Raw genomic sequence first — 1,135 nt, forward strand, 5'->3', positions numbered from 1 at the left:
CTATACGAGCAAAGGTTTGCCAATATAAGTCCAGCGAAACGACTTTGCCAAGGTTTCATTGAAGAACTCAATAAAAGCCAGGATACGCTGATTCAAAATTTCAGTTGAAGCAAAACTCCCCCGCTTGAGAAGCCGACGACTTAGGATGCCGAACCAGATTTCGACTTGGTTGAGCCATGAGCAATGTTTTGGGGTATAAACAAAACGGATGCGATGCCCGGTGTCTTGCAAGAACTCTGCACGGGAGGCCATATTGAGCAGGACACCGGATTTGCCTTTCTCACCCAGTGCGGTTTTTACGCCACAGAGTTCCGCCACGCATTCCACCAGCGAGGCCGATTTATGGGTATTGAGCTGGTCTGCAATAAACACCCATTTTGCGTCAGGGTCGCTAGACACGGTGGCACGGATATGGGCAACAAAGTCCTCTTCTGTCCGGGTATCTCCAATAGTGGGACTGACGACTTTGCCGGTGGCCACCTCAAAATTGGCTATCAGCGTTTGCGTCCCATGTCGGACGTACTCGAATTCGTGCAATTCCGGCTTACCTGATGACATCGCATGGTCGGGGTGTATTCGCTCCAGTGCCTGGATGCCGGTTTTTTCGTCAACGCTGACCACATGTACACCGGCTTCGTGCAGTTCCTGTGCTTGGTGATAAAGTTTGCATACGGTTCTGACTTCTTGCCGAAAAGTCGCTTCATCCTCCACTTCGTGGTTCAGCCAATATTTGATCCGGTGGGGTTTTAAATCCCCCTGATTTTAAAAAACGTCCGACACTGCTGGCTGATATGCGATCCACAACACCCCGCTCTACCACGGTACGAGCCAGTTCTGCCCGCGTCCAGTGACTGAGATGCTCGGGTGGTGTTTCACAGGCCACCGCCAATAGTCGGCAGATTTGTTCCGCCGTAAAGAGGCCGGGACTACCGGGACGAGGTTTGTCTGCTAACAATTGACCGACGGCCTCACGCAATAATTTTGGCTTGCCTGCCAGCTTTTCCAAGTCGGCACAGCCCTCTAACCAACGTTTCCGCCAAAAGCCGACCGTGTCTTCACACAAGCCGGTGTCTTGGCTAATCGTCTTGTTGTTACATCTTGCGTTGGCTGACAACACAATGCGGACACGTTGTAT

2 protein-coding genes are annotated in these 1,135 nt (G+C 51.5%); both read right to left on the reverse strand.

Going from position 1 to position 1,135, the window contains the following annotated elements; genetic code table 11:
- Positions 1 to 711, reverse strand: coding sequence for a transposase (locus BLV85_RS14755; protein WP_218132868.1), 711 nt, complete (start codon positions 709 to 711; stop codon positions 1 to 3).
- A partial coding sequence (locus BLV85_RS14760; RefSeq protein ID WP_176974070.1) for a helix-turn-helix domain-containing protein occupies positions 701 to 1,135 on the reverse strand: 435 nt, incomplete at its 5' end. The genes BLV85_RS14755 and BLV85_RS14760, both read right to left, overlap by 11 nt.

The organism is Nitrosomonas halophila (genome assembly GCF_900107165.1).
GTDB classification, from domain to species: Bacteria; Pseudomonadota; Gammaproteobacteria; order Burkholderiales; family Nitrosomonadaceae; genus Nitrosomonas; species Nitrosomonas halophila.